The organism is Melioribacteraceae bacterium (genome assembly GCA_030584085.1).
Lineage (GTDB): Bacteria > Bacteroidota > Ignavibacteria > Ignavibacteriales > Melioribacteraceae > SURF-28.
In genome coordinates this window covers 2,927,016-2,952,501 of sequence record CP129490.1, presented here as the reverse complement: position 1 = coordinate 2,952,501, position 25,486 = coordinate 2,927,016, and the positions used below count along the sequence as shown (strand labels likewise).

Genomic DNA, 25,486 nt, shown 5'->3' with positions numbered 1-25,486 from the left:
TTTATGCCGATCAAAAAATATAAATCCATTTTTCTCATACTATTTCTTGTCGTATTAACTGTTTCATCCCAAACTATTAGTTTGCCAGGTGAAAGCGTTGTTCCTAAAGATGCAGAAAAGTTAGCCGACTTAGACGGTCATTTTACATTCATGATAACTAGTGATTTGGGTCGTAACGGTTATTACGATCAAAAGCCTGTGGCTGAAATGATGGGAATAGTCACGAAAGTTTCAGATGTCGAGTTCGTTGCAGCTATCGGAGATGTGCATCACTTTTTAGGTGTTAAATCTGTTGATGACCCCTTATGGGAAACAAATTATGAATGGATTTATAAGCATCCTGAATTAATGATTCCTTGGTATCCAGTACTTGGTAATCATGAATATGAAGGCAATACACAAGCTGTAGTTGATTATACTAATGTCAGTCGTCGTTGGGTAATGCCGGCAAAGTATTACTCTAAAACTTTTAAAGCTACGGATGAAACCGAAGTATTACTACTTTGGATTGATACACCATCACTAATCGACAAATACAGAAATAATCCTGAAGAATATCCCGACGGCGGAAAAATTTCAATTGAAGAACAATTAGAATGGTTAGAGACTACTATAAGTGAATCTGATGCCAAATGGAAAATTGCAATGGGGCACCATCCTGTTTATGCAGGCACTTATAAAGATGACGTTGAACGTACTGATCTGCAAAAACGTCTTCAACCGCTGCTAGATAAATATAATGTGGATTTTGCAGTTAGCGGGCATATACACAATTTTCAACACCTTCAAGTAGAAGGTTCTAAGGTAGATTATTTTGTAAACACTTCAGCTTCGCGAACACGAGAAATCGACGAGAAACATATTACGGAAGGACAATTATTCACAAGCTCTGATTCCGGTTTTTCGTTGTGTACAGTTAAAGATAATGAACTGATTATTTCTTTCGTTAATAAGGAAGGTGAAATCATTTATCAATATACAAAGGAAAAATAAATTAGTTATTTGCCATGGTTGATGTTATTGATTCAAAGGTAAGCCAATCTATTAATCCCACTAAATAGGTTGCTAATAGTAGAAAATTGCAATGACAAAAAATTACGGCAGTAGTATTAGATATTCATTCATTGTTAATAAATATCTATAAACTTTTTAATGTGCGTAAGTACAAGGAGGAAAACAAGTAACAGTAGTTTTAATTAATTGCTTAATTAATTACTAACAGGAGATGGAAATGGAAAAAATTTTTTCCAAGGTATTTCGGAAAAGCACCCTTTCAATCCTTATTTACTGTGTGTTAGCTGCCGTGTTATTTCTACCAAACACAACTTCGGCTCAGAAAAGAGGGCAAATTACCGGACGCGTTTTTGATTTAGCTTCAAAAGAGTATTTACCCGGTGCTAATGTTCGTTTGGAAGGAACGACATACGGCGCTGCCACAAACATTAGCGGAATTTACAGAATCGCTAATATCCCACCAGGAGATTATAAATTGATTGTGAGTTATATAGGTTATGATAATGACACAACAAGTGTGTCAGTTCCTGAAGGTCATACACTCAATCAAGATATGGGCATCAAAGCTAGTGATGTTAAAATGGAGGAAGTCACAATTTTTGGTCTTGCCCAAGGTCAAACAAAAGCACTTAGTATTCAGAAAACAGCCGACAATATCAAGAACGTTATTTCCGAAGAAGGGATTGAGAAATTCCCGGATATCAACGCTGCCGAAGCTTTGCAAAGATTGCCGGGTGTATCAGTTCAACGTGATCAAGGTGAAGGACGATATGTTCAAATTAGAGGTACATCACCACAAATGAATGCAATGAAAGTCAACGGTGAAGATATCCCATCACCTGAAGGCGGTGAGCGAACTACTCAAATGGATATTATACCCGCAAATCAACTGGCTACAATTGAAGTAGTGAAAGCTTTAACACCGGATATGGATGGTAATGCTATTGGCGGAGCCGTAAATTTAGTTACTAAAAGTGCACTCGATTATGAAAAACCAGTGCTAAATGCTACCGTAGGTGGTGGATATGCAGACATTTCCGGTAAAGGACTTTATCAAGGTAATTTTAATTACGGAACAAGATTTGGCGCAAACAATGATTTCGGAATTATGGTTGGTGCAAGCTATTTAAGATCTGATCGCGGTTCTCATAATAATGAAATGGAATGGGGAAATGTTGAAGATCCTGATGAAAATGAAATCCCGTGGGCATTAGAAAATCTTTCATTAAGGAATTATGATCTAAGACGTGACAGAATGGGTTTTTCAACCAGTTTAGATTATAGACCCGACAACAATAATTCATATTCACTTAGAGCAATTTATAATGATTATTTGGATATAGAAAGTAGAAATGAATTGATTGTCGAGCCCGATGGTTTTCTTTCGGCAACCGATGCAACTGAAGCAGAGATAGTTCACGAAATGAAAGCAAGAGATCAAAACGCAACACTTTACAGCATCATGTTTAGGGGTGAAAATCATTTCGGTGGTTTAACGCTTGATTACTCTATGTCTTATAACTATGCTCAAGAAAAAGAAGATCGTCATTTTGAGCCTAAGTTTGAAATGGATGAAACACCGGATTTGACATGGAATCTATCCGATGTAGATAATCCTAAATTCACCTTCACTAATTTTGATAAAGATTACTACCTAGATGCTTCCAATTTTGTTCTAGATGAAATGGAATTTCACGACAACCTTTCGACCAATACTGATATTATCGGTTCGGTAAATTTCAAGGTTCCATATAGTTTCTTTGGCAACCAAGCTGAATTCAAGCTTGGAAGTAAAGTATCGATGAAGAACAAAGATCGTAAAGAGAATATTTGGGTCTATGAATGGGATGGCGACGATGATATATTAAAGAGCCAATTTACAAGTGGCAATGTATCGGATTTACTTGATGGAAATTATAATTTCGGTCCTCTTGTTGATGTCGATAAAGTTGAGAGTTTTTTCAATAAAAATAAGGATGGGGATCTTGTAGGAGAATTAAGCAGGGAAGACTCCGATGCAGCTACGTACGATGCCACCGAAGATATCTATGCATTTTATTTGATGACTACAATAAACTTTGATAATCTTATGATTCTTGCCGGTATTAGAGATGAAATATCTACAACATCCTACACAGGCAATGAAGTTATTTTTGATGATGAGGGTGATTATGTAGAAACAAATAAAGTATCTGCAGACAAATCTCATAATCATATCCTACCGTCAGTTCATCTAAAATATACAATTTCGGATAGAACTAATTTACGTGCTGCGTTTACAAGTGGTTTAGCTAGACCGCATTACGAACATATGGTTCCTTTCAGCATCGTATTGCATGAAGATGAAGAAATTGAAAGAGGTAATGCAGATCTAGTACCGACTACAGCATACGGATTTGATTTACTAGCAGAACATTACTTCTCAGGTATCGGTGTTGTATCCGGTGGAGTTTTTTATAAGATATTAGAAGATGCTATATATCCAACCGTAATAGAACAAGAAGGTGGAATTTATGACGGTTATGAAATTATTCAGCCTTGGCAGCCTGAAGATGCAGAACCGGCTACAATCCTCGGATTTGAAATTAATTGGCAACAACAACTAAGTTTCTTACCGGGTTTTCTTGATGGGTTTGGAATCTATGCAAACTACACATATACTAAATCAACAGCAGATATGCCAGGAAGAGAAAACGCTACATTACCCGGTCAGGCCGGAAGTACTGCCAACTTAGCTTTAAGTTATCAGAAATCTGGTTTCACGGCACAAATCAGTCTAAACTATCAAGACAGTTTTATTTCTGAAGTTGGTGAAGATTCCGAACATGATATTTATTACAAAGATCATATCCAATTTGACTTCTCTGCAAACCAAGAAATTTTCAGTGGTTTTAATGCCTATTTACAATTGGTAAATCTTAATAATGCTCCCCTTAATTTTTATCTGGGCAATGAGAACAGACCAATTCAACGTGAATATTATTCATGGTGGCTGCAGGCCGGTTTCAAATATAATATGTAAAATTTCATCCCTTCCTTTGTGTGGTTAATGCAGCGTTTCCTCGGAAGCGCTGTATTTTTGTTGGATCAAACACAGTTTCTATTTTACTTATTAAATTTTATTTGTATATTTGTCTATACAAAAGAAAATTCAAGTTATTTACTAAAAAAGTCATTTAGCATCAGTTTTGCGATATTCTATAAACTATCAAAGAGGAAATAATATGATGAAATCTACTAACAACAGACTAGTTTTATTTATGATAAGTATAATTCTGTTATTGCTAATAGGATGCAGTAACCCTCCTCAAGAATGTAGTGATGTAATTGAGCCGGTTGCAGTTACGGATACTGTTAAGTGGGATACCGATGACCCGGCTATTTGGATCAATCCGAATGATTTTTCTAAAAGCTTAATATTAGGAACAGATAAGGACGAGGACGGAGCATTGTATGTCTTCGATTTGGATGGAAATGTTATAGAAGAAAAAACAGTAAGAAATATAAACCGTCCTAATAACGTGGATGTTGAATACGGATTTATGTTGGACGGTAAAGAGATTGATATAGCAGTACTATCTGAAAGATATGATAATAAAATTAGAGTTTTCAGTCTGCCTGATATGATAGCAATTGACAACGGAGGAATAAAAGCAGAAGGCCTAGTTGCACCCATGGGTATTAGTCTCTATAAAAGACCTGGTGACGGAGCCATATTTGCAATTGTCAGTCCCAAAGAAGGTCCCTCTGAAAACTATTTGTGGCAGTTTCTTCTTAAAGATGACGGAAACGGAAGTGTAATTGGCGAGGAAGTAAGACGTTTCGGTAATTTCAGCGGAATAAAAGAAGTTGAAGCTATTGCGGTTGATGACCAATTAGGTTATGTCTATTATTCTGATGAACAATTCGGAGTTAGGAAATATAATGCCGATCCTTCTGCTCCTGATGCCGATATAGAACTCGGCATAATTGATACGAGAGATTATTGGGAAGATAATGAAGGAATATGTATTTACCCGACCGGAGAGGGAACAGGCTATATTCTAGTCTCTGATCAATCGGCAAACCGATTTAGAATTTATTTAAGAGAAGGAACACCGGCAATAGTTGATCCCGAAGACCCTGAAGACAATGTACCTGCAAATCCGCATAAACATAAACTCATTAAAATTGTCAATACAATGACAAATAACAGTGATGGTTCTGAAGTAACAAATGTTAATCTTGGACCAAAATTTCCGAACGGAATGTTTGTTGCGATGTCTGATGATAAAACCTTCCAAATCTATAATTGGGAAGATATAATTGGCAAAAACGTATTAAGCACAGAAAATTACGGGTTATAAAAAATGAAAAACCTTGGCAAATATTCGATGGGAATTGGTGATCGATTCGGTCATCAAGCTGAAGCACAACTAAGTGCAATTATCAAAGCGAAAGAATTAGGAGTTGATATCACTCCTGTGTGGAATAAATCATATAGAGAGCACCAAATAATTCACAGTCAACCATCGAATACAAGGTTGAAAGCAGATGCAGCCGTTAAAAATTTGGAATGGAAAGACAATTATTTTGTAGATGCCGATCATATTGGAATGGACACGGTGGAACTGTTTATAGAATCATCCGATTTTTATACAATTGATGTTGCTGATTCGATCGGCATCTCACCTGAAACAGATGATTTAGAAAAATTTCTATACGATAATAAAAAATTTATTGGAGAATTAGATTTACCTACTACTTCACTTAAAATTATCGTAACAGAAAAGACAATTGAAAATGCAGGTAAAAAATATCTAACTGCAGTTAAACAAGCTGGGAAAATCTACAGAAAAATTAAGGAACTAAAAGGCGAAGAGGAATTCGTGACCGAAGTATCAATGGATGAAACCGATGAACCTCAAAGTCCGTCCGAATTATTTTTTATTTTGTCTGCAATCGCTTCAGAAAAAATTCCGGTGCAAACAATTGCTCCAAAATTTTCCGGCAGATTCAATAAGGGTGTTGATTATGTGGGAGATGTAGAAAGGTTCAAAAAAGAATTTGAACTTGATTTAATGGTAATAGCAAAAGCTGTGGACATCTTTGAACTGCCTAAAAAATTAAAACTCAGTGTTCATTCGGGAAGTGATAAGTTTTCGATTTACAATCCAATTAAAGAAGCAATAAAAGAATACGATGCCGGACTACATATAAAAACTGCAGGTACAACGTGGTTGGAAGAATTAATTGGATTAGCATCTGCGGGAGATGAAGGTTTACAAATCGCCAAAGATGTTTACAAAAAAGCATTAGCCCGATTTGAGGAACTGTCCGGACCGTATAAAACTGTAATTGATATTGATCCGGATAAACTTCCTTCCGCTGATGAAGTAAATAGTTGGGAAGGTGAAAAGTTCGCTCAAACATTGCGGCATGATTTATCTAACAACAATTACAATAAACATTTTCGTCAACTGCTACACGTTAGTTATAAAATAGCTGCCGAATTTGGCGGCAGATACTTCAATGCGTTAAATAAATACAAAGATGTAATTGCGGAAAATGTTGAAGAAAATATTTTTGAAAGACACATTAAACGTGTTTTCCCTCTATAGTTCATAATTAGGAAACTTTATGCCTTACATAACAATCATAGCAAAATTCAAACTTATAACACAACCCGAGAAAGTTAAGAACGAATTACTTGGTCTTGTTGAACCAACAAGGAATGAAAAAGGATGTGTCGATTACACTTTTTATCTTGATAACGATAATCCGGATATTATATTGCTATACGAAAATTGGGAAACCGACGAGGACCTTAAAGCACATATGGAAACAGACCGATTTAAGAATACCTTTAAAGGAATTGAAGGCATGTTTGAATTGGAAGTTCACAAACTGACAGCAATAGTTTAGCGGAATATTTGAAGAGAAAAGAAATGGAAATCATTAATCCCGGTAATGAAGATTATCATATTCATTCGTTTAATTTTTCTGATGGAATGAACACGGTTGACGAAATTGTAAAGTTTGCCGGGGAAATAGGTTTGGAGAAAATTGCTATAACCGATCATTGCCAGGCTCATCAAGATAGACGAAAGTTTGTAAAGAAAAATTATTACAACATGATCGAACGTTGGAAGAATATTCACAACAATGTAGAAGTAACTTTTGGCGTAGAAGGTGATCTGTTAAACGAAGAAGGAGAAATTTGTATTGATATTCAAGGCTTTACTCCCGAAGTAATAATTCTTTCTTCCCATCCTGCACCGGTTTACAGTGGAGATCCGGCGAAAATAACAGAAGCTTATCTAAATGCAATTGAACTTCATCACGATAAAATTTCATTTCTAGGTCACCCATGCTCAAAATATTTTGAAAAAAACATAGACATTATCCCAATTATTGAATTATGTAATAAGTATGATCTACCGATGGAAATTAACTGTGCTAATCTAGTTTACAAGAAAACGAATTTGCAGAATTTAGATTTAATGCTGCAAAATATTAAAAGAATTTATGTAAATAGTGATGCACACATTTTAAACGAAATAAAGGAATTACGAAGGATTGGATTTCAATACTTATCTGAGAACAACTACTTTTAGTTTGTAAATCTCTTCCAAACTAAGAGATTACTTTAATCTTTTCACGCAAATATTTTATAACAATCCAACAATCATTCTCTCCTTCTCTAATGAAGTATATAGTTTTATAAATTCGAGAAATGGATTTGACAAAACACTATATTGAATTAGCTTATATGAAATTATATTTAACATTAACCAGGGATATTCTTTGACACATTCAATTAAACCAACCTTAAGAATAGCACTATATATATTTCTTTATATAAGTGTTTTAGCTTCACAGACGAAGCATGAAATAAATGATCTCATTAATCCATTTATCGGAACTTCAAACGGCGGCAACACATATCCGGGAGCGGTTGTCCCTTGGGGAATGGTGAGTGTAAGTCCGCACAATTCAACTGGTGTTCCATCAGGTTACATATATGGTGAAAAATATTTTTACGGATTCGGTCATACACATTTAAGTGGAACAGGCTGCTCCGAACTCGGGAATATCGTTGTGACAGTCAGCAAAACAAGTTCAACCGAGCCGGAGAATTATAAAACTATTTACAGTAATGAGATTGCCTCACCGGGTTATTATTCTCTTTACTTGAATGAAAATAAAATCAAAGCAGAAGTTTCAGCGACGGAAAGAAATGGCATAATTAAATTTACTTCTGAAGAAGAAACTGAAATTAATTTGTTAATTGATACCGGAAGAAATTTAAGTTTAGTGGGTGGCGGTGAAATTGAAATTTTATCTAATAGAGAGATTACAGGATATAACATCAGTGGTGGTTTCTGCGGTGAGGAGAATCGAAAAAATGTTTATTTCTATTCGGTTATTAATTATGAAGCTGAGAAAATGTCTATTCATCAAGACGATACTTTAATAGATGAAACAAAGTATTCTGTAAAGGACAAACCACTTCTTTGTTCAATACGATTAAAAATACTGCCTGATAATCCGTTGATCATTAAAACCGGCATATCATATACAAACAAAGAAAACGCAAAGGAGAATTTGCTAAAGGAAATTATTCATTGGGATTTTGATGAAGTAGTTAATTATGCAAAAGATAAATGGAACCAAATATTAAGTAAAATAATTGTCAAAGATTCAGACAAAACTAACAAGATGAAATTTTACTCTGCTTTATATCATATGTTGATTCATCCGAATATCATAAGTGATTTCAATGGTGATTATCCTACTATGAATGAACATAAAGTTAAAAATTATTCCGATCGAAACAGATATTCAGTTTATTCATTGTGGGATACTTACAGAACACTTCACCCGTTTTTAACATTGGCTTATCCTAAGCAACAATCAGATATGATTAGGACAATGATAGACATGTATGATGAACAAGGTTATCTGCCAAAATGGGAACTGATCGGCAACGAAACATACATGATGGTTGGTGATCCTGCTGTTCCGGTTATTGTTGACAGCTATGTAAAAGGTATTCGCAATTTTGATATCAAGAAAGCATACGAAGCAATTCTTAAACCAGTAACACTAGATACAAATAAAAAAGCACCGCCTGTGCGGGCAGCTTATCATTATATATTGGAATACGGCTACATACCTTTCGATCAAAACATGGAAGATGAATGGTGGGCGTGGGGACCTGTATCAACTACTTTAGAATATAATTATGCAGACTGGACAATTTCTCAATTAGCTGGTTTACTAAATGATACAGAAACTAAAAATAAATTTTACCAACGATCACTTAGCTACAAAAAGTTGTTCGATCCTGAAACTAAATTCCTGAGACCGAAATTAATAAACGGTAGATGGAAGGAGCCGTTTGATCAGCTTGCAACAGAAGGTTCGGGAGATTGGGTTGGCTCCGGCGGACCTGGTTACGTTGAAGGCAATGCTTGGAATTATACATGGTTCGTGCCGCACGATGTTTATGGTCTGATTGAATTATTCGGAAGCCAAAATGAGTTTGCTGAAAAACTTTTGGAGTCATTCGACAACGGTCAGTTTACAATCAACAATGAGCCGGATATTTTTTATCCATATTTATTTAAGTACACCGATAACTATTCACAGCATACAACTAAATTAGTAGAAGAAATTATGAACTCAGAATTTGGAATAGATGAAAACGGATTACCCGGCAACGATGATTGCGGGACAATCTCCGGTTGGTTTGTATTTTCTGCATTGGGATTCTATCCGGTTTGCCCGGGTTCGGATGAATACGTTTTGAATCAGCCATTATTTGATGAAATAAAAATTCGGCTTGATCAAAATTACTATAGTGGAAATGAATTGATAATTAAGAAGAAAAGCGGAAACAAAAGAGAAGTTATTTTTAATGGCGAAAAAGTTGACTCAAATTTTATAAAGCACAGCGAATTAACTAGAGGTGGGGAATTGATATTCATTATCCCCAATGGAGAAGAGAAATGAGAAAAGTAAAACTAGGAATAATCGGGACCGGTTTGGCTGCAAAGAATTTACACTTACCGGCATTGCAAAAACTGAAAAATAAATTTGAAATTGTTGCTGTTTGCAATCATACCGAAAAGAAAGCAAAAGAATTTGCAAAGTTGTTAGGTGGTGTTCCGTATTATCTCGATTATAAAGAATTGCTAAAACAAAAAGATGTTGAAGCAGTTGATATAACATTGCCGATTCATTTGAATTTTAAAGTGGCTCGGGATTCTATTAAAGCAGGAAAGCATGTTATACTTGAAAAGCCGCTTGCGGGTGATTTGAAGGAAGCCAAAGCATTATTAAAACTCGACCTAAAATATGATGTTATCAAATTGGTTGCTGAAAATTTTCGATACAGGAAAGTATTTCATAAAGCAAAAGTATACATTGAAAACGGGATGATAGGTAAACCGTATGCCGTGAATTGGAATTTATTTTATCATGTAACGACTGATAAAGATTATTGGTCAACCAAGTGGAGACAGAAACACGTACATCCCGGTGGATTTTTGCTTGATGCCGGCGTTCACAATGTTGCTGCAATAAGAATGATGCTGGGTGATTTCAAATCCGGCAATGCGTTAATTAAATCAGTCAACCCTAAAATTGGTACGTTTGATACAACAGTCTTTCAGTTCGAATTAATAAACGGAATTATCGGTTTGTATAATCTCTACTTTTCCGTAAACGGTCATTGGGAAGACAAATTTTTGATTTTCGGTAGTAAGGGTAGCATCGAAATCAACACAAATGTTTTGACACTTAAACAGGAGGGCAAGAAAGATAAAACTGAAGATTTAACCGACGGGCATGGTTATGATGCGGAGTTCAATGATTTTTACAACGCCATTGTCAAGGGAACCAAAGTAGATTATTCATTTAAAGAAGCTTACCGTGATATGGAAATTGTTTTGGGTGCGTTGAATTCTGCCGAGAATAAAAAGAAGGTTAACTTTTGAGAATTGGAATTATCTATTAATATTATAAATCATTCTACGCAGGTATAACATTCTTTCTGTGCTGCTTTCTAAAATCACCCGGCGATAAGTTGTATTTCTTTTTAAATAGATGGTAATAGTGGCTCAAATTTTCGAACCCGCATTCAATTGAGATGTATGGTATGCTTTCGTCAGTTGTCATTAGTAAGTTAGCGCTGTAGTTTAATCGAAGATCGTTAATGTATTCAGTCGGTGTTTGATGGTAATGTTTTTTGAATTCCCTACAAAGATGTTCTTTTGATCTATGTGAAATTTCAACCATAGATTCGAATCCGCTTACGAATCTCTCTTTCTGCTGCATTTCTGAACGAGTTTCTTCCAACCATTTTGGAACGGCACTTCTTTGTATCCAAAAACTTTTTGAGAAATAGTTTGTCATTATCTCAGCTAATAAAATTCTCAAAGCAGTTCTAATTTCAGCTTTTTTAGTAAGAGGAATTAACTGAAGTTTTTCAAACCTTCCCTTTAAAATTGTTTTTTCGGTCGAAGATAAAATTGTCGACGGAGGAAGTTTGCTTTCAAGTAATCGTTCTGCTTCAAAACCTTCTCCCAAATAATAAAATAACTCGGCAATAGTTTTTTTAGGGAAAGCTAAATTTATCAACTCGACTTCATCTTTTTCATGTCTTTGATAAAAATGAATATCATTTGGTCTCATAAAAATCATCGTACCTTCATCAAGCACTTGCTCGTTATCATTAATGATGTGTTTAACCTTTCCTTTTGCAATTAAAAATATTTCATAAAAATCGTGTGTGTGTTTAACCGTAATATCTTTTAATGATTTGTGAAACGCATAATGAATTTCTGTCTGCGGATCGAGGATTTCTTCGGTATATATTTTAATTGGACTCATATCTCGTAAAAATCAATATAATACAATTAATTAATCATTCTAAAACAAGATAATGCTTGTATATCTTTGTATTTATCTACTGTTTAATATAATAATTGTTAACCAAATATCAATATTTATGAAAAAGAAAGATTTCCAAACCGAACTAAAATTTACCGAGATATACAGAAAATATCAAAACGATCATCCGGCAATTAGAGAAGCAAAATGTCTCGATGCACAATACCCGGATTATTTTGCCGAGATAAAAAAGAAGGATCTTTTCGCCGGTAGAATTGATCACGGTTTAGTTGGATTCAGCATTGATGAATGGGGACCTACTGCATTTGGTTACTACTGCCGGTTTGAAGAGTTCGAAAAATATTTAAGTGAATTCAATTATTCTCCCGAGGAAGAAAAAGAAATCCAAGAGATGATGAAATTTTGGGAGAAGGAAGATACTTCGAACAAACTTCGTGAAGCGTATCCCGATGAAATGAAAAAATGGCTGCCTAACGATGATTGGATGAATGCTTCCGGAATTGCATTCCCTCTTTACCGCTTAACCGGCGGAAATATTGATAACGAAAAATTAGTAACACTCGGAATACCGGGATTACAGAAAGAAATTAAAGCTAAACTTGTTAATGCCGAACCCGGCAAGAAAGAATTCTATGAAGGAGCTTTACTTGCAATTGATGTGTTGATTAAGGTCGCAAAGCATTATGCCGCACAAGCAAGATATTTTGTTGAAGAAACTAATGATAAGAAGTGGAAAAACGAGCTTATAAAAATTGCCAATACACTTGATTTAATAACCCAAAGTAAACCGAAAACACTTCGTGAAGCTATACAACTTTTTTGGCTTTACTCATTGATAAGTGATATACGCAATCATGGAAGAATGGATGTTTATTTCGGTGACTTTCTGGCTAATGATTTGCAAAACGGTGTATTGACAAAAGATGAAGCATTGCGATTCCTTCAATCACTATGGCAGTTAATGGCGGATAGAAATACTGTTGTTCATGGACGAATAATAATCGGTGGAAAGGGAAGAAGAAACGAAAAGAATGCAGATGAGTTTGCATTGCTTGCACTTGAAGCGAGTAGAACTGTATTGGAAGTTGAGCCGCAGCTTTCGTTAAGAATTTATAACGGAATGAATGAACGTATTTATGAAAAAGCACTCGATGTAATAGGTGAAGGAAGAACTTATCCGATTTTGTATAATGATGAAGTTAATATTCCGTCAGTTGTAAAAGCGTTTGAATTCACACCACTCAAAGCTGAACAGTATGTCCCTTATGGATGTGGTGAATATATTTTAGAACATCAATCGTTCGGAACACCAAGCGGAGTAATAAACTTATTGAAAGCTCTCGAAGTAACTCTTCATAACGGTATCGATCCTATAACCGGCGAAGTTATCGGATTACAACTCGGCGAGTTTAACGATTTTGAAACTTTCGATGATTTATGGAATGCATATAAAAAACAGGTTGAATTCTTTGTCGATTTAATGGCTCAACAGGAAGTAATCGAATATAAAATTGCCGGTGAATTTGCTCCTTTTCTTTTTGCAAGTATTTTATACGACGATTGTTTAGAAAAAGGTAAAGGTTTGTTCGAAGGAGGAATTCGCTATTTGGGCGGAACGCTTGAAACATATGGAAATACAAACACAGCCGACAGCTTAACGGCGATTAAAAAATTAGTCTACGAACAAAAGAAAATTACTCAAGAAGAATTGCTAAATGCACTCGACAATAATTTTGATGGCTACGACAATCTTAGAAAGGAATTATTGCAACAACCCAAATACGGCAACGATAATGACGAAGCCGATTCAATGCTCGTTAAGGTTCACGAACACGTTTGCAATTATGTGAGAGATCAAAAGCACAAAGTTAACTTGGATTCATACCTAGTAGTTATAATTAATAACTCGGCTAATACGTTAATGGGTCACTCCACTTCAGCATCAGCAGACGGCAGGTTATCCGGTACATACATGAACAACGGCAATGCACCTTCGGGCGGCAGCGACAAAGAAGGAGTAACCGCAATGTTGAATTCGATAACAAAACCGGATACATCAATACATGCTGGTGCCGTGCAGAATATGAAATTCAGCAAAAAAATGTTTACTGAAAACAGAGAAGAATTGAAAGCTCTACTAAAAACATATTTTGAAAAAGGCGGCCAACAGGCAATGATTACGGTCGTAAATAGAAATGATCTCGAGAACGCAATAAAAGAACCGGAAAAATATCAACACTTATTTGTAAGAGTCGGTGGTTTCAGCGCAAGATTTATTGAACTTTCCCCTGACGTACAAAAAGATATTTTAAGTAGAACACTTTATTAATTCTTTGCGTCTCAGCGCCTTGGCGGTTAATCAATGAAATTACAAAATCATCATACAGGACTTGTTTCCGATATACAAAGATTCTCGCTTCATGACGGACCGGGAATTCGCACAACTGTTTTTTTAAAAGGATGCCCGCTTAACTGTAAATGGTGTCATAATCCAGAAACACAAATATCAAAACCGCAGTTATCATTTTCTGTGGATAAATGCATGAACTGTTTCAAGTGCGTTGAAGTTTGTCCAACCGGAACACACTACATTGAAGATGAACAACATAAAGTAAATTTCTCGTTGTGTGAATTATCCGGGGAATGTATTTCTGTTTGTCCCAACGATGCGTTAAAAATTATTGGTAAAGAAAATTCCATTAACGAAACTCTTGAATTAGTTTTGCGCGATAAAGAGTATTACAATAACTCAGGCGGCGGCTTAACAATTTCCGGCGGTGAACCGATGAATCAGTTCTCGTTCACAAGAGATCTGCTTCAGCTTGCAAAGTTAAACGGAATACATACCGTACTTGAAACTTGCGGCTTCGCACCAAAAAATCGCTATCTCGATATAGTTCATTTAGTCGATTTGTTTCTTTACGATTACAAAGAAACCGATCCGGTAAAACACAACGAGTTCACCGGAGTTGACAGAAAAGTTATCATTGATAATTTAAAAACACTTCATGATAATGGAGCAAATATAATTCTTCGTTGCCCGATTATTCCAAGTGTGAATGACAGAGATGATCATTTTGAAGGAATTGCCGAGTTGGTTTTTCAGCTTCCAAATTTAGTTTCTGTCGAGCTTATGGCTTATCACGATATTGGGAGGGATAAAGCCGCAAAAGTTGGAAGAGATAACGAATATTATCATATTGAAAATGCAACTGAAAAGATGAAAAAAGAATGGTTGCAGAAATTGAACGAGTTGAATGTTAATAATGTTTCAATAGGATAGTTAAATGATTAAAAACGTTTAACCCTTTTAGTTGTTTTTATTTTTTCGCCTTGTTGTCTATTCATGTTAAATCCCTCCGGGATTTATATTAAACCATCTTTAAAGAACTCCGATTGAGATGAATGTGAATAGAATCCAAGCAAATTTGAATCTGAAATTACATCAAAATTTTGCATGAACTTCAAAGGAATTCAATGTTCAGAACCATCGTGAATTAATAGGAACTCCGAAGGAGTTCAACATGAATAGAAAAATGTAATTTTAAAAAAAGAACCCCAACGGGGTTCAACAAAAATTCATAATTATAAATATGTCATTATAAGCGGAGGTTTAATGGAGTATCGTTATTTAGGTAAATCAGGATTAAAAGTATCAGCTTTATCATTCGGTTCATGGGTTACATTTCACGATCAAATAGGTGAAGATGTTGCATACAAATGTATGAAAGAAGCCTACGACGCGGGCGTAAACTTTTTTGATAACGCCGAAGTTTATGCAAACGGTCAATCGGAAATACTGATGGGAAAAGTATTAAAGAAAACGGGATGGAAAAGAAGTGATTTAGTCTTATCAACAAAAATATTTTGGGGAGGCGAAGGTCCAAATGATAAAGGTCTTTCACGTAAGCATATAATTGAAGGAACTGATGCAGCATTAAAAAGAATGCAAGTAGATTACGTTGACTTAATATTTTGCCATCGTCCTGATATTCACACACCGATTGAAGAAACCGTTAGAGCAATGAACCATATTATTAATCAAGGTAAAGCATTCTATTGGGGAACGAGCGAATGGACAGCTCAACAAATTATGGAAGCATACGGAATTGCAAGACGTGAACACTTAATTCCACCACTTATGGAACAACCGGAATACAATATGTTCAGAAGAGAAAAAATTGAAAAGGAATATCTTCCACTTTACAATGAAGTTGGTTTAGGAACAACAATCTGGAGTCCCCTTGCAAGTGGCTTATTAACCGGAAAATATGTTGATGGAATTCCCGAAGGAAGTAGACTCAATCTTAAGGGGTATGAATGGTTAAGAGATTGGATACTAAATGAAGATGGAAAAAAACGTAATGCGAAAGTGAAGGATTTAATTCCAATTGCAAAAGAAATTGGTGTAACCATGCCCGAACTAGCGATCGCATGGTGTTTAAAAAACCCAAATGTAAGTACAGTCATAACCGGCGCATCAAATGCAGATCAAGTAAAACAAAACATGAAAGCTCTTAGGGCAGTTGAAAAACTAACCGATGAGGTGATGAAAAAAATTGATGATGTATTGGATAATAAGCCTCAGCCTGACTATGATAATAGGGGATAATTTAACCTAATCGAGTTAATTTACAGCACACTGAGGAGCATATTTTTTCTATCAATAGTTTCAGCATTATAAATGCAACTAATAAATATCTGAGACTCATTAAGAATTTGGCAAATATACTTGTTCTCGATATATACCAAAAAAGCGGCTGAGTAATACTTAAGCCGCTTTTTATTGTGGTGAAAATTAGAAATTATTTCAACAATAAAAGTTTCTTTGCCTGTGTAAATCCCTCTGCCGATAGACGATATAAATATAAACCGCTTGGTAGATTAGCAGCATCAAATATGAAATCATATTTTCCGGCGGAGAGTTCACTATCTACTAGCTTGGATACTTCTCTACCCAGAATGTCATATATAGTTAATTTTACTTGCGTTCGTATTGGGATTTGAAACTCAATTGTTGTTGTTGGATTAAATGGATTTGGATAATTGTTGCTCAATTCAAACTTTATCGGAAGTAAATCATCATTAACATCAAGGTTAGTTATAATTTGTCCATCGTTTAACTCCCCTGGGGAAGGATTGGATGAATAACCATAAGTAAAATGAGTATAATTTGTTCCAGAACCTTGCAAACCGATTGATTGACCTTCAGTTAATTCACCCAAGTCATTACTTGCTAAACTCATAGCAGAACCTTCCGTAGCAGTAAATTCACCACCATAGCTGAAAAATTGTCCGGGTATTAAAGTACCGCTATAGTTTATAGCTATTCCTCCACTTTGACTTAAAAAATGATCTTCATTAAAAGTATAGAGGTACAACTGTATGCTATCTTCAACAGATGCCACATCAAACTCACCTAAGCTTATCTCAGAATAAACTGTTCCATCTGAACCGTCATAGAATAAAATAGTGTATAGTTCTAATTCTTGAATATTCGGACCAAGTCCAATTTCAATAAATTCGTTATCAGCAGTAATTTGGTTTGATTTATTTTTTATCAAATTACCATCTAACGCAAAGAATTCATTTAAGAAAGCAGCCGTTGCTTCGCCTTCACTCGGACGTGGACTTTCAGCAGCAGCTAAAAAAATTCTTCTGGAATTATTGTGACCAAACCTCATCGCACCTTCATCATCAATGGAAATTTCATGAGTCTCACGGAATGTACCCCAATCATCCTCTCCATTCTTTCCATTTTTTCTACTTTGGATTCGATCATGTGAAAATGTTATAGTTTTTTTACCGCTCTGATATTCCTCAAATCCAATAACGTTTACAGAATGAGCATGCCAATTGCTATCGGCATCTTGCCAATGATAATTCATTTCAACATCCTCACCATCTTTCAGCATTTGTTTTATGAAATTCCAATCCGGCCAAGGCTTATCCGGTCTGTTGAAATTTTGTGCGGTTGCATTTCCATTACTGCTTGTGACATTTGTATCCAAATATTTTGTTTGAAATTTTACAGAGAGTGGGATCTTCGTTTCCTCAATAAAATCAAGTTTGCCTTTGATCATTGGTTCAGGTCTAACACCTTTCTGATGCTCTCGATTCATGTTCTTACTCAATGTTGCAAGTTTATTACCAGGACTATTTTTTAAGTATTCGGCATCACCTTTAAATTCAATTTTCTTTTGGTCTTCTAACCACTGCATGCTATTTGCTGTTGCTGTGGGCACACATGCATTCAAATCACCGGCATAACCAGTTGGTGATCCTGGATTTGTTTCGTTATCGAGGTCTAGATTATAAACTTTTGTCCTTAATAAGAAATCTGTTTTCGGATCCTCCGGTGGTTGCGTAACCGGTTGGACTGATGCCAATTTTGTCGCTAAGTCAAATAAAAATAATGCGCCAACAGCATCATAGTAGGATAGTGTCAGTAATACAAGTAATTGTCCTTGGAAGGTATGCGGTGCGAATGGATAAAATCCGATAGTACTTAAACAATGAATGTAAACTATAAACTCTATTGATGATTGAGAAGAATTCATTTGTTTTATCATCTCTTCAGTCACACCCAAATCATAAAGATTGTAAGAGGCTGTAAGAGTATATCTGTTTGTGTCAACTTCACTTTCACTTGGTAAGTAAAGATTTTCGAGAATGATATCGAATGGACCTGAAAAATCACTCCATTCAGCTCCAAGACTAAGGTATGCCCCACTATTACCTGGTGTGTATTCAACTATTATTAACCCCTCAAGATAATTCTCTGAGCTATAGTAGGGATTTTCAATTTGCTGAATTTTTATATTAAAATCGGATTGAGTATATACAGTTTGGGTTGTGAATAAGATGAGTAAGGATGATAGGAAGTATATTTTTTTCATATTTCCTCCAAAAGGTTGGTTTATTTAAAGGAGGCAGATACTAAATAAGAGGGTCTGTCTTATTCATTAAATTTAATGAAATACCTTTTCCAAAGCAATGAGCAATGTGATTTAAATCAATTATTAAAAGCAAAATTAGAGTAAACAAGGCCTTAAGGACAGAATAATTAACTATTAGATAGAGAATAATTTTTGTAAATTTATAATCTATGTTTGGAAAATTTCTTACATATAGTCCGATTTAGAATACCTCCCAAAGTATCTCAAACCATATTGAAATAATTTTTTATAAACCATAATTGAACAAGAATAAAATATGTCAAATATATCAGAAATAAATAAACGAAAGACTTTTGCAATTATAAGTCATCCCGATGCCGGAAAAACAACGTTAACCGAAAAATTACTTTTATATAGTGGGGCTATTCAAATTGCGGGGGCTGTCAAATCAAATAAAATTAAAAAAACTGCTGCATCAGATTTCCTTGAAATTGAAAAGCAGAGAGGAATTTCCGTTGCAACCTCTGTACTTTCATTTAATTACAAAAATCATAAAGTAAATCTGCTTGACACACCGGGTCATAAGGATTTTGCTGAAGATACATATAGAACTTTAACTGCAGTAGATAGTGTCATTCTTGTTGTTGATTGCGTTAAGGGTGTTGAAGAACAAACAGAAAAACTGATGCAAGTCTGCAGAATGAGAAATACTCCGGTAATTATTCTAATTAATAAAATGGATAGAGAGGGGAAAGACCCGATAGAATTATTAGATGAGTTGGAATCAAAACTTGAAATCAGAGTAAGACCCCTAACTTATCCTTTAGGAATGGGTTCACAATTTAGAGGCGTTTATAATATCTACAAAAATTCGTTTGCTACCTTTACACCAAATAAATCTAAAGTTGAAGAAGATATAACTCTATTCGATAATATCCATGATCCCGGATTGGATGAACGATTTGGACAAGATGCAAATAAATTACGGCACGACGTTGAACTAATCGATGGAATCTATGAAGACTTTACAAAAGAAAAATATCTAAGCGGTGAACTTGCACCGGTATTTTTTGGCAGTACTTTAAATAATTTCGGAATTCGAGAACTGCTTGATACTTTTATTGAAATTGCACCTTCCCCAAAAGAGCGTGAAGTTACCGATGGTATTGTTAGACCAACCGATGAAAACTTCAGTGGATTTGTTTTTAAAATTCACTCAAACCTTGATCCGAATCATAGAGATAGAGTTGCCTTTTTGCGTGTTTGTTCCGGTAAATTTGAACGAAACAAGTTTTATCATCATGTTAGATTAAATAGAGAACTTAAATTCGCTAATCCGGCTTCATTTATGGCGCAGAGCAAAACCTTGCTCGAAGAAGCATTTCCCGGTGATGTAATTGGTTTATATGATTCGGGTATTTTCAAAATTGGCGATACACTTACCGAGGGTGATTCATTCATGTTCAAAGGCATCCCTCGATTTTCTCCGGAAGTGTTCAGAGTTGTTAGAAATATGGATCCATTTAAATCAAAACAAATGGAAAAAGGAATTAGCTTTCTAACTGATGAGGGTCTAGCGCAACTATTTACACAAAATCTTGGCAATAAAAAAGTTGTGGGAGTTGTTGGTGAACTTCAATTTGATGTAATGAAATATCGTTTATTAAATGAGTATGGCGCAAGTATTGATTTTATGCAAATGCCGGCATATAAAGCTTTCTGGCTTCAATATGATTCAAAAGACGATATAGATTATTTGCATCGAATCTATTTTAATAACCTCTATTACGATAAGAATAATAATTTAGTTTTTATTGCCGAAACTCATTACACATACACAATGGCTGCTGAAAAATGTCCGAATGTTAAATTTCTGTCAGCAATAGAGCATAATGATCAAACTATTGCTATGGAAAACGTTGCATAAAAAATAGCTATCTGGTTTGATGTTATTAAGTGGATGGTTTCTTTAAGGTAATAATAAAAGTAGTTCCAATATTTTTTTTGCTTTTTACATCTATGGAAGCATTATTTAGTTCACAATAATTTTTAACAAGAGCTAAACCTAAACCTGTTCCCTCATATTTTCGGCTGTATCCGGTTTCCTCTTGTGAAAAAGCCGAGAATAATTTAGGAATAAAATCTTCAGACATTCCGATTCCGGAATCTTCAATTTTCACATTAATATTTTCTGAATCACACGAAACACCAATCCTCACAAATCCTTGCTCGGTATATTTAATTGCATTATCAATAAGATTGGTAAATAATTGAGACAGACTGTATCTATCACCTATAACAGATGTTTTCTCGCATTCATTTTCAAGAGTAAATTCCAAATATTTTGATTTGGCAATTGAAATAAATTCATGATTAAGTGGAATTAGAATATCGTTATAAACATCAAGTTCTTCCAGTTTAACATCAAATGCGCCGCTAGTAAATTGTGCCATATTTAGAATTGAATCGATAGTTCTAATTAATCTATGGCTTGCATGATCAATAGCTCCAAATCCCTCTTTTAAATCATCATCGATTGTATTCGAGACAGCATCTTTAATCAAATTTGTAAAACTTAATATCACGTTTACAGGTGTTCTAATTTCGTGAGACATTTGTGCTAAGAAATCACTTTTCATCTTTTCACCGGCTTCAGCTTTTTCTTTTGCATCCAACAACTGCATTTCGGCTAACTTACGATCTGTTATATCATTTATAACAACTAAAACAGCGTCAGTATTTTTATATTCAATTTGATGCGACGTAATTAAAACATCAATTAACTTCCCATTTTTAAGTTTATGTTTCCACTCGCCGGATTTTGAAAGCAGTGGCCTGTTTCTTTTCAAGTCATCTAATAATTTTTGTTTTTCTTCCTCTGGACGAATATCCAAAATTTGCAAACTTAAAAACTCATCTTTGGAATATCCATAGGTATCAATAGCCGAAGTGTTTACTTCCATAAAATCATAAGTCGATAAATTATATATCCACATTGGTAACGGATTATGTTCAAATAGATATCTAAAATATTCTTCGCTCTTTCTAAGTTGATCTTGTGCTTCTTTTGTTTCTGTTATATCGCTAATAAAACCCTCGAGGGCCACAGCTTTACCTTTGGAATTATAAACAGCTATTCCTCTTTCCCAAACCCATCTTTGCGTTCCTTCACGTGTTTTTATTCTATAAATAATTGTAAAAGTCTTCTTGTTATTTATAGATTCCATAATTTCATCCCACACAAATTTACTGTCATCGGGATGAATCAGTTGGCCATATGTGATACTTTTTTCTTTTACAAATTCATCAGAAGTATAACCTGTAATATTAAGTGTTCCTTCACTCATGAATTCCATATCATAGTCACGGTTAAGTCTACATCTATAAGCTATGCCGGGTAAATTTGAAAATAAGGTTGTCAACTGCCTTTCATTTTCTTTTATTTTTTGTTCAATTAATTTCCTTTGTTCATTTTTTTCAATTGATTCTAAAGAATAAGATATATCCGAAGCGATTTCTTCAAGTAATTTGATCTCCGCTGTCTTAAAGAAATTTTCTGCACCTGAATAAAGTATTATAGAGCCAATCGTTTTGTCAAATGTTTTTAATGGTGCTGCACTGCATGATTTGAAACCACATTTAAGCGCAATCTCTGCCCACTTTTCTTTCGTGTTATTTAAAGAGTCATAGACAATAGTGGAGGAATTATTATATGCTTTTACCGAAGGATCATCAACTAAGTATTCTGAATTATCATTTAGAATTTTATGGAAATAGTCGAAATTACCATCAAATGATTCTACCTTTAGTTTGCCTAATTTCTCGTCGAAAATACTTAATGAACAAGCTGGAAATCCTCCGAATTTTACCGGTAGTTTTGTGATAGTCAGTAGCAATTCAGATTTACTTTGTTCTCTAACAATAGATTGATTAATCTGACTAAGGGTAGCATATAATCTACTTAACCGAACTTTCTCTGATTGAAGTTCAACTTCTTTTTGATAAAAAGCCAGTTTTGATTTACGTAATACTCCTAAAAAAATTAAATACACAATTGCAATTAATAACAAAACAATAATTATACTGTTTAAAAGTGAGGTTTTTAATTCACCAAGAATTTCTGCTTCATCAACTTTTGTGATAATAAACCATTCAGTACCCGGAATATGACCAACGTCTGAGATAACAAGTTCACCACGATAATCATAACCGGTAAACATTCCGCTAAAACCATCTATTGCTTTTACGGTGGGAAGATCAACTCTTGATTTGGGAAGTTTAAATTCAAGTGCGGTATTCTTTTTATGTCGGAGTTCATTTAAGAAAACAACCGAATCACCAACAGATTTCACTAAAATTGTCTCGGCAGTTTTACTCGGTGTTGGCCAGTTCTGGATTAAAGGAAATAAAAAATCATTTGGATCTATTACAAGTAAAATGTGTGAAGTCGGAATTCCATTTTCTCTAAAAGTAATTCTTAATGTAAAGTGTATGTAGCTATAATTAGATTTATGCAAAGGTGAGATTACAATATCTTCATCTTCAGTTAAATTTTTAAATACACCAAAATGATATTTATCCATTTCTAAATTATCATTAAGTGAAACTAGTGGGTTGTAATTATTATCGACAAGAATCAAGTCAGTATATCGATATGATTTTTTTAATACATTGAACCAGATAAGTATTTTTTCTTTTAGATCCGGGTTCTTTGTAGTTACAAAGTTTTTTATATCATTTGAAATAAGAGGATTTTCCAAAATGGCTCTTGCATCACCAATTCTTTCATTTCTCCAATCAACAATCTGTTTTACTTTAAGGGATTTTATAGCGGCAAGTTCGTTGTAGCGATTCTTTGTAATTCCTTTAACCTGAACATCATAAGCAAAATATCCTCCGGCTAATATTATAATTACAATAAAAATAAAGGAGGCAAAAATTAGCTTATTTGTCGTTTTGCTATTTTTGTTCATTGTTAGAAGCAGAACCTAAATTAACTTTAATTAAAATAAAAAGAATTTTATAAAGTACCCATTAAAATGAGGAGATCAAAATCTACTACAGACCTATCTCACAAAGAACTTTAAACTAAAGTTACGTGTTAATTTACTTGTAATAAGAGATGTGAATAATGTCTTTCAAATCTAATAACTACTTTATATATATTCGGAGATTTTGTGCGAGAGTTTATAGTAATTGGTGCCGGTTACGGAGGTTTAGCTGCAGCATCATTGCTTGCCAAAAATAGAAAGGATGTTCTTCTTCTCGAATCACATTCTAAAATTGGAGGATGTGCTTCTTTTTATAAAAGAAAAGAATTTACATTTGATGTCGGGGCTACAACAATTAGTGGTGTTAAGAAACATCAACCGCTTGGCAAATTGTTTAATTATCTTGAGCTCAAACCTGAACTATTAAGAATTGATCCCGGACTCATTGTCAAGTTAGAGGATAAACAAATATCACGCAATGCTCATCGGGAAACTTGGATTAAAAATGCCGAATTATTATTTAATTCAGAAAACCAAAGAAAATTTTGGAATGAGGTTTTTGAGACTAATGACTTAGCCTGGCAGTTTATCTCTGAGAACAATACAATTTTACCAAGAAATTTTAATGATATTTTCACACTTACAAAGCTGAGCAATTTAAAATACACAAAATTGCTTCCCTACATTTTCAAAAGCGTTCATCACTTTGTTGAGAAGTACAATTTAACAGATACTGCATTTCACAGATTTCTACAAGAACAGCTTTTAATCACAACACAAAACAGTATTTCAGATTCTCCATTTTTGACCGCTGCAATGGGGCTAGCTTATCCATCCGATTCTTACTATCCGGTTGGTGGAATGTATAAACCTGCTGAACTACTTTTTGAATCATTTAAATCAAGTGGAGGAGAAATTCAATTTAAGAAAAGAGTTAAATCAATTGGAAAAGTTAAAAGCGGTTATTTGATAAGCTTACAAAATGGTGATCAGTTACTTGCAAAAAATGTTATTTCAAATATTCCAATATGGAATATGGTAGAAATGACTGACGGTAAGATTAAAAAATATTTCGAGGAAAAATCAAAACTATTCAACTTTTCATGGGGAGCATTCACCGTCAATTTTGGAATAGAAAGCAAGGAAGAACTCGATTCGCTTTACTATCAAATTCATACAAATGAGAAAATTCCTCACAGTGATTCAAATTCCTTTTTTGTTTCATTCTCTCATATTGATGATCGTCAGAGAGCTCCGGAAGGAAGTCGATCCGTTACAATTAGTTTGCATACGAATGTGAAGAATTGGATGAATCTTTCTGAGGATGAGTATAAAATTCGAAAAGAGAAAACAACTTTTTACATAATCTCACAATTCGATAAACATTTCCCACAGTTTATGGACTCTGAGAAATTGCATCTTCTATCGGGTACTCCAAAAACTTTCCAATTTTATACAGGTCGTTCCAATGGATTTGTTGGTGGAATTCCTCATTCAGTTAGCAAAAATCTGCTCAAAATGCCATCAAATATTTCCCCTTTTGATGGATTATATCTTGTCGGAGATACAGTTTTCCCCGGACAAGGAACTCCGGCTGTAGTTTTAGGCGCCTTAAATATTGTTAACGAGATTTTGAACTAAATTTCTTGAATCCTGGTTTACACGTATACAACTGAAATTAAG

The 25,486-nt window shown here is 34.5% G+C and carries 16 protein-coding genes; 13 read left to right on the top strand and 3 right to left on the bottom strand.

The window, feature by feature from the left end:
• The first annotated feature begins 3 nt into the window (after window positions 1-3).
• The 8 genes from QY331_13430 (at window position 4) to QY331_13395 (ending at window position 10,997) form a co-directional block, all read left to right on the top strand.
• Complete coding sequence (locus QY331_13430; protein WKZ68956.1) at window positions 4-993, top strand: metallophosphoesterase; 990 nt, start codon at window positions 4-6, stop codon at window positions 991-993.
• A 238-nt stretch (window positions 994-1,231) separates the two neighbouring features.
• Window positions 1,232-4,036, top strand: coding sequence for a TonB-dependent receptor (locus QY331_13425; protein WKZ68955.1), 2,805 nt, complete (start codon window positions 1,232-1,234; stop codon window positions 4,034-4,036).
• Between the two features lie 202 nt (window positions 4,037-4,238).
• On the top strand, window positions 4,239-5,360 hold the full coding sequence (locus QY331_13420) for a phytase (protein WKZ68954.1): 1,122 nt from the start codon (window positions 4,239-4,241) through the stop codon (window positions 5,358-5,360).
• A 3-nt stretch (window positions 5,361-5,363) separates the two neighbouring features.
• On the top strand, window positions 5,364-6,614 hold the full coding sequence (locus tag QY331_13415; protein WKZ68953.1) for a tagaturonate epimerase family protein: 1,251 nt from the start codon (window positions 5,364-5,366) through the stop codon (window positions 6,612-6,614).
• 19 nt (window positions 6,615-6,633) lie between these two features.
• Window positions 6,634-6,918 carry a putative quinol monooxygenase gene (locus QY331_13410; protein ID WKZ68952.1) on the top strand — a complete coding sequence of 95 codons (285 nt, stop codon included), beginning with the start codon at window positions 6,634-6,636 and terminating at the stop codon, window positions 6,916-6,918.
• Between the two features lie 23 nt (window positions 6,919-6,941).
• On the top strand, window positions 6,942-7,610 hold the full coding sequence (locus QY331_13405; GenBank protein ID WKZ68951.1) for a PHP domain-containing protein: 669 nt from the start codon (window positions 6,942-6,944) through the stop codon (window positions 7,608-7,610).
• Between the two features lie 190 nt (window positions 7,611-7,800).
• Window positions 7,801-10,011 (top strand): GH92 family glycosyl hydrolase, encoded by a 2,211-nt coding sequence (locus QY331_13400; protein WKZ68950.1) that lies wholly within the window; start codon window positions 7,801-7,803, stop codon window positions 10,009-10,011.
• On the top strand, window positions 10,008-10,997 hold the full coding sequence (locus QY331_13395; GenBank protein WKZ68949.1) for a Gfo/Idh/MocA family oxidoreductase: 990 nt from the start codon (window positions 10,008-10,010) through the stop codon (window positions 10,995-10,997). The genes QY331_13400 and QY331_13395 overlap by 4 nt, the downstream gene beginning before the upstream one ends.
• A 34-nt stretch (window positions 10,998-11,031) precedes the next feature.
• On the opposite strand, the gene QY331_13390 is transcribed toward QY331_13395, so the two are convergent.
• A complete protein-coding gene (locus QY331_13390) occupies window positions 11,032-11,892 on the bottom strand; it encodes an AraC family transcriptional regulator (GenBank protein WKZ68948.1) in 861 nt (286 codons plus the stop codon).
• A 118-nt stretch (window positions 11,893-12,010) separates the two neighbouring features.
• Here QY331_13390 and QY331_13385 point away from each other — a divergent pair, with 118 nt between their 5' ends.
• The 3 genes from QY331_13385 to QY331_13375 all read left to right on the top strand — a co-directional run bounded on the left by QY331_13385 (window position 12,011) and on the right by QY331_13375 (window position 16,525).
• On the top strand, window positions 12,011-14,242 hold the full coding sequence (locus QY331_13385; protein ID WKZ68947.1) for a pyruvate formate lyase family protein: 2,232 nt from the start codon (window positions 12,011-12,013) through the stop codon (window positions 14,240-14,242).
• A 33-nt stretch (window positions 14,243-14,275) separates the two neighbouring features.
• The gene (locus QY331_13380; protein WKZ68946.1) at window positions 14,276-15,196 is read left to right on the top strand and encodes a glycyl-radical enzyme activating protein; all 921 of its coding nucleotides are present in this window, start codon (window positions 14,276-14,278) and stop codon (window positions 15,194-15,196) included.
• A 333-nt stretch (window positions 15,197-15,529) separates the two neighbouring features.
• Window positions 15,530-16,525, top strand: coding sequence for an aldo/keto reductase (locus QY331_13375; protein ID WKZ68945.1), 996 nt, complete (start codon window positions 15,530-15,532; stop codon window positions 16,523-16,525).
• Window positions 16,526-16,718: 193 nt separating this feature from the next.
• Here QY331_13375 and QY331_13370 read toward each other — a convergent pair whose 3' ends face one another.
• Entirely contained in the window at window positions 16,719-18,812 is a 2,094-nt protein-coding gene (locus QY331_13370) for a T9SS type A sorting domain-containing protein (GenBank protein WKZ68944.1), read from the bottom strand.
• A 316-nt stretch (window positions 18,813-19,128) separates the two neighbouring features.
• Between QY331_13370 and QY331_13365 the strand changes: the two genes are divergently transcribed.
• Window positions 19,129-20,739, top strand: coding sequence for a peptide chain release factor 3 (locus QY331_13365; GenBank protein ID WKZ68943.1), 1,611 nt, complete (start codon window positions 19,129-19,131; stop codon window positions 20,737-20,739).
• A 25-nt stretch (window positions 20,740-20,764) separates the two neighbouring features.
• On the opposite strand, the gene QY331_13360 is transcribed toward QY331_13365, so the two are convergent.
• Complete coding sequence (locus QY331_13360) at window positions 20,765-23,785, bottom strand: PAS domain S-box protein (GenBank protein WKZ68942.1); 3,021 nt, start codon at window positions 23,783-23,785, stop codon at window positions 20,765-20,767.
• Window positions 23,786-23,989: 204 nt separating this feature from the next.
• Here QY331_13360 and QY331_13355 point away from each other — a divergent pair, with 204 nt between their 5' ends.
• A complete protein-coding gene (locus QY331_13355; protein WKZ68941.1) occupies window positions 23,990-25,444 on the top strand; it encodes an FAD-dependent oxidoreductase in 1,455 nt (484 codons plus the stop codon).
• The last annotated feature ends 42 nt before the right edge of the window (window positions 25,445-25,486 follow it).